The organism is Rudaea sp., from assembly GCF_036383415.1.
Lineage (GTDB): Bacteria > Pseudomonadota > Gammaproteobacteria > Xanthomonadales > Rhodanobacteraceae > Rudaea.
In genome coordinates this window covers 1-5,438 of sequence record NZ_DASVOK010000187.1, presented here as the reverse complement: position 1 = coordinate 5,438, position 5,438 = coordinate 1, and the positions used below count along the sequence as shown (strand labels likewise).

The 5,438-nt window shown below is 64.8% G+C and carries 6 protein-coding genes; 3 read left to right on the top strand and 3 right to left on the bottom strand.

All coding sequences use genetic code 11. From position 1 onward, the window contains the following. From VF497_RS07360 to gcvPB, 3 genes are all read right to left on the bottom strand, one after another. A partial coding sequence (locus tag VF497_RS07360) for a TerC family protein (protein WP_414706859.1) occupies positions 1-278 on the bottom strand: 278 nt, incomplete at its 3' end. 39 nt (positions 279-317) lie between these two features. Continuing rightward, a complete protein-coding gene (locus VF497_RS07355) occupies positions 318-692 on the bottom strand; it encodes a diacylglycerol kinase (RefSeq protein WP_330887203.1) in 375 nt (124 codons plus the stop codon). A gap of 26 nt (positions 693-718) precedes the next feature. Continuing rightward, entirely contained in the window at positions 719-2,218 is a 1,500-nt protein-coding gene (gene gcvPB / locus VF497_RS07350) for an aminomethyl-transferring glycine dehydrogenase subunit GcvPB (RefSeq protein WP_330887201.1), read from the bottom strand. A gap of 159 nt (positions 2,219-2,377) precedes the next feature. Here gcvPB and VF497_RS07345 point away from each other — a divergent pair, with 159 nt between their 5' ends. From VF497_RS07345 to VF497_RS07335, 3 genes are all read left to right on the top strand, one after another. Continuing rightward, positions 2,378-3,169 carry an undecaprenyl-diphosphate phosphatase gene (locus VF497_RS07345; RefSeq protein WP_330887199.1) on the top strand — a complete coding sequence of 264 codons (792 nt, stop codon included), beginning with the start codon at positions 2,378-2,380 and terminating at the stop codon, positions 3,167-3,169. Between the two features lie 178 nt (positions 3,170-3,347). Continuing rightward, positions 3,348-4,046, top strand: coding sequence for a response regulator transcription factor (locus VF497_RS07340; RefSeq protein ID WP_330887197.1), 699 nt, complete (start codon positions 3,348-3,350; stop codon positions 4,044-4,046). A gap of 125 nt (positions 4,047-4,171) precedes the next feature. After that, the coding region (locus tag VF497_RS07335) for a sensor histidine kinase (RefSeq protein WP_330887195.1) at positions 4,172-5,438 on the top strand (1,267 nt) is incomplete at its 3' end.

Genomic DNA, 5,438 nt, shown 5'->3' with positions numbered 1-5,438 from the left:
CCGCCGCCGCCGAGGATGAGGTCGCGCACCGAGATGACCTTGCCGAACAGGCTGAACAGCGGCATGTGCTTGTCGTCCATGCGCGCGAAATGGGCGAGCGTGACGAGCAGCGCGATGCGCGTGAGACAGGCAAAGGCGAGGCCGACCTTGCGCGCAAGCGGTCGCTGTTCGGCCGGCAGGCGACTGACCGCGATCGAGATGAAGACGAGGTTGTCGACTCCGAGCACGATTTCCAGCGTCGACAGGGTGAACAGGGCGATCCAGAGTTCAGCGTCCAATCTTGTTCAGCCTCGTTCGGAAAACGGCGAGCACGACAATTACGTCGTGGCGTGCTGCCAGAGGATCAAGCCCCAGCACAAGGCCACGTTCAGCATGAGCAGGAACACGGCCGCCGAACCCATGTCCTTGGCGCGGCCGGCGAGCACGTGGAATTCGGGTGTCGTCTTGTCGACCACCGCCTCGATCGCGGAGTTCAGGATTTCCGCGGCGAGGACGAGCACGAGGCAGCCCACGAGCATCGCCTTCTCGACCGCGCCGCGACCGAGCCAGAGGCCAAGCGGGAACAGCACAATCGACAGATAAACCTCGAGGCGAAACGAGGCCTCGAAGGTCCAGCTCGCGTGCAGGCCCTTCATCGACCAGATGAAGGCCTTGTAGATCTGCTTCGGGCCGCGCGGCTCGGTGCTGGGCATTCCCCTCTCCCCTCAAGACGACCCGCTCAGACAGCTGCGGGTTGCGCGGCGGCCATGTGGATATGCGGCGCGTGCGGCGACTTCCAGGCGATGTCGAGCTCCTTCGCTGCCTTGACGTCGTCGAGGCGCCGCACCGGCTGCGTGATCGGCGCGTCCTTCATCTTCTGCGGATCGCTGGCCGCGAGCTTGATCAGATCGCCCATCACCTCGACGAACTCGTCGAGCGTTTCCTTGGCCTCGGTCTCGGTCGGCTCGATCAAGAGGCACTCGGGGATCAGCAGCGGGAAGTAGTTCGTCGGCGCGTGGATGTTGCGGTCGAGCAGGCTCTTGGAGAAATCGAGCGCGGTCACGCCGCTTTCCTTCTTCTGCTTCGACACCGTGACGATGAATTCGTGGCTCGCGCGGCGATTCGGATAGGCGAGATCGAAACCCTTCTCGGCGAGGCGTTTGGCCAGGTAGTTCGCGTTGAGCGTCGCGTACTCGGCCACGCGCGGCATGCCCTCGCGGCCGAGCAGGCGCGCGTAGATGTAGGCGCGCAGCAGCACGCCCGCATTGCCGGCGAAGCTGGTCAGGCGGCCGATCGAGAGCGGACGATCCTTCTTGCGGATCCAGCCATAGCTGCCGTCGGCGCGCTTCTCGATCATCGGGATCGGCAGGAACGGCTTGAGGCGCTCGGACACGCCGACCGCACCTGCACCCGGACCACCACCGCCGTGCGGTGTCGAGAACGTCTTGTGCAGGTTCATGTGGATCGCATCGAAACCCATGTCGCCCGGGCGCACCTTGCCGAGGATCGCATTGAGGTTCGCACCGTCGTAATACAGCAGGCCGCCGGCCTCGTGCACGAGCTTGGAAATTTCCGCGATACGCCGCTCGAACACGCCGATCGTAGACGGATTGGTCAGCATGATGCCGGCCGTCTTCGGGCCGAGCACCTTCTTCAGCGCCTCGACGTCGATGTCGCCGTCGTCCTTGGTCGGAATCTCGCGCACGGTGCAGCCGCACATCGTCGCGGTGGCCGGATTCGTGCCGTGCGCGGCGTCGGGCACGATGATCTCGGTGCGCTCGAGGTCGCCGCGATGCTTGTGGTAGGCCATGATCATCGCCACGCCGGCGAACTCGCCCTGCGCACCGGCCATCGGCGCGAGCGAGACGCCGCCCTTCATGCCGGTGACGTCGGCGAGGATTTCCTGCAGCTCGTACATGCAGGCGAGGAAGCCCTGCGACTTCGACTCGGGCGCGTACGGATGGCGCGCGAGAAAGCCGTCGAGCAGCGCCAGCGAATTGCACGCGCGCGGGTTGTACTTCATCGTGCACGAGCCCAAGGGATAAAACTGCGTGTCGATCGAGAAATTCTTGCGCGACAGGTTGGTGTAGTGGCGCACGACCTGCAGCTCGGAGACTTCGGGCAGGCCGATCGGGGTCTTGCGGCGGAACTGGTCGGGAAGATCGGCCGGGGTCGAGGTCCTGGCCGGAATTTGCGCGGCCGCGGTGCGGCCGGGTTGCGACAGTTCGAAGATCAGCATGGATTCGCGCAGAGGGAATTAACGAAGGTGACGTATGATGCCATAACGTGATGGGCAACGCCTTTGCCGACGCGCAGATTGCAGCACAAAGCCACGTTTCTGCGGGCAATTTTCCACATCGTCAGACCAAACTATTTCTACGCATCCACGATCAATCCCATGCCCGAATTTCTCAACGTCATCCTGCTCGGCATCATCGAAGGCATCACCGAATTCCTGCCGATCTCTTCCACCGGCCACCTGCTCGTCGCCGAACATTGGCTCGGAGAGCGCAGCGAGGTGTTCAACGTCGTCATCCAGGCCGGGGCGATCCTCGCCGTCGTGCTGATCTACCGCCAGCGCCTGTGGCAGCTCGCGACAAATTTCCACAAGCCGGAAAATCGCGACTATGCGCTCAAGCTGATCGCCGCGTTCCTGATCACCGGCGTGCTCGGCTTCGCCATGACCAAGCTCGGCTTCAAGCTCAAGGACAACGTCACGCCGATCGCCTGGGCTTTCGTCATCGGTGGTTTCTGGATGATCGCGGCCGAACATTTCGCTGCGAAGCTGCGCGATTCCTCGGAAATCAGCTGGCGGGTCGCGATCCTCGTCGGGCTGGCGCAGGTCGTCGCCGCAATCTTTCCCGGCACCTCGCGCTCAGCCGCGACGATCTTCATCGCCATGCTCGCCGGCACGAGCAACCGCGCCGCGGCGACCGAGTTCGCCTTCCTCGTCGGCATCCCGACCATGTTCGCCGCCTCGGGCTACGAATTGCTCAAGGCGACGAAGGCCGGCGCGGGCCACGAGGACTGGAGCGCGCTCGCGCTCGGCTTCGTCGTCTCGATGGTCGTCGCGTTCATCGCGGTGAAATGGCTGCTCGGCTTCATTCGCACGCACAAGTTCACGCCATTCGCGCTGTATCGGATTGTCCTCGGGGTGTTGCTGTTGCTTCTGATGCCGGCCGGTGCGTGAACACGTCGTGTCGCCTTGACTCGCCATTCCCGCCATCAAGCGCATGCGGAATTGACGAGCAAAAAAACGAAAGCAGGCGTAACAAACGATGAACATGTGCTCGGTAAGCGAATGTAAGCAATTGCAAAAATCCGCCGCAGCGGCGTGACAGTACGCCCCAGCACGGTATAGTGCCGCCATGAGCGACGCCAAAATCCTGCTCGCCGACGACGACGAGGAACTGAGCCAGTTGCTCAGCGACTTCCTCGTGCGTGAAGGCTTCCACGTCGATGTCGCCGAAGACGGCAATTCGGCCCTGCGTACCCTCGCCGAGGGCGACTACGATGCGATGATCCTCGACGTGATGCTGCCGCAGAAATCGGGCATCGACGTGCTGCGCGAATTGCGTCGCGCTTCGCAGCTGCCGGTGCTGATGCTGACTGCGCTCGGCGAAGACATCGACCGCATCCTCGGCCTCGAGCTCGGCGCCGACGACTACGTGCCCAAGCCGTGCAACCCGCGCGAGATCGCCGCGCGCCTGCGTGCGATCCTGCGCCGCACGCGTGGCGAGGTCGATGGAACGCATCTTGGCGACCTGGCCCTGGGCCCGGTCAAGCTTGCCGTCGCGGCACGCACGGTCAGCGTGCGCGGCGAGGCCGTCGCGCTGACTGGTACCGAATTCAACATCCTCGCCATGCTGATGCGCGAGGCCGGCCGCGTGGTCGGCAAGGATGCGATCGCGCAGGCCGTGCTCGGCCGCACCTTGCGTCCGTTCGATCGCAGCATCGACGTGCACATCTCCAAGCTGCGGCGCAAACTCGGTCCCGCGGCCGATGGCGATTCGCTGATCCACACGATCCAGCGCGGCGGCTATCTGTTCCGCGTGGTAGACGAATAGTTGATGGGGCATGATCGGGCATCCTGCCGCGACATGCCCGCGAACGGACGCGGCATGGCCGCGCCACGTTCGTCGAATCGCGGAACGCCAATTCGGCCCCACATCCCTGTGCGGAGAGCCTGAGCATGCGGCGTCTGTTCTGGCGCATCTTCGCCCTGTTCTGGATCGGCACCCTCGTGCTGATCCTGCTGATCGCCTGGAGCACTTCGTACACGTTCGAGAACGAGGAAATTCCCGGCCTCGGCATCACGCGCATGGAGTCGGTGCTCAACGACCAGCTGCGCGGCGCGAGCCGCGCGCTGCACGGCGGCGGCATCGAGTCGCTGCGCGTCGTCCAGCGTGGCGCGAGCGACCGCGGCATCACCCTGTACGTACTCGATGCGAACAACAAGGACATCCTCGGCGACGAGGTCGAACCCGGCATCGCCGACGAAGTCGTCAGCGCGGTCGCGGACGAACAGGGTCTGCATTCACGGCGTACCCGCATCCGCGCCATTTCGCTGAGTGACGGGCGGCGCTATACCGCGGTCGCCGCGTATCTGCATCCCACGATGCTGCGCATGCTCTACCGGCGACCGAACTATTTCTGGGACCAGGTCATCATCGCCAGCATCATCAGCGCGATTTTCTCGCTGATCCTCGCCGCCTATATCGCCACGCCGCTGTCGCGCATCCGCGCCGGCGCACGGCGCGTCGCCGGCGGCGACCTCGACGCCCGCGTCGGCAAGCTGAGATTCGGACGCAGCGCGGAGATGCTCGCGCTGGCCAGCGAGTTCGACAGCATGGCTGCGCGCCTCAAGGAACTCGTCGAAGGCCAACGTCGCCTGATCCGCGATGTCTCGCACGAGATGCGCTCACCGCTCGCGCGCCAGCGCGTCGCCCTCGAACTCGCGCGCACGCAGGTGCCGACCGGCGATGCCAAGCTCCAGCTCGATCGCATCGAACGCGAGTCCGAGCGGCTCGAAGAAATGATCGCGCAGGCGATCCAGCTCTCGCGCATGGAAACGACCACGCCCTCGAAGGCCGAGCAGATCGCGCTCGACGCCCTCGTCGCCGACATCGTCGCCGATGCCGCGTTCGAGGCACAGGCGCGCCAGTGTTCGCTGCTGATCCAGCAAAGCACGCCGCTGCAGGTGCAGGCCGAAGCCGACCTGCTCGGCAGCGCAATCGAGAACATCATGCGCAACGCGGTCAACTACACCCGCCCCGATTCGACCATACGCATTCGTCTGGACCGGATCGAGCGCGAAGCGCGCCTGCGCGTCGCAGACTCCGGTCCCGGCGTGGACGAACAGGATCTCGCCCGCATCTTCGAGCCGTACTATCGCACCGACGATGCGCGCGCGCGCAAGAGCGGCGGCTCGGGCCTCGGCCTCGCGATCGCCAAGCGCG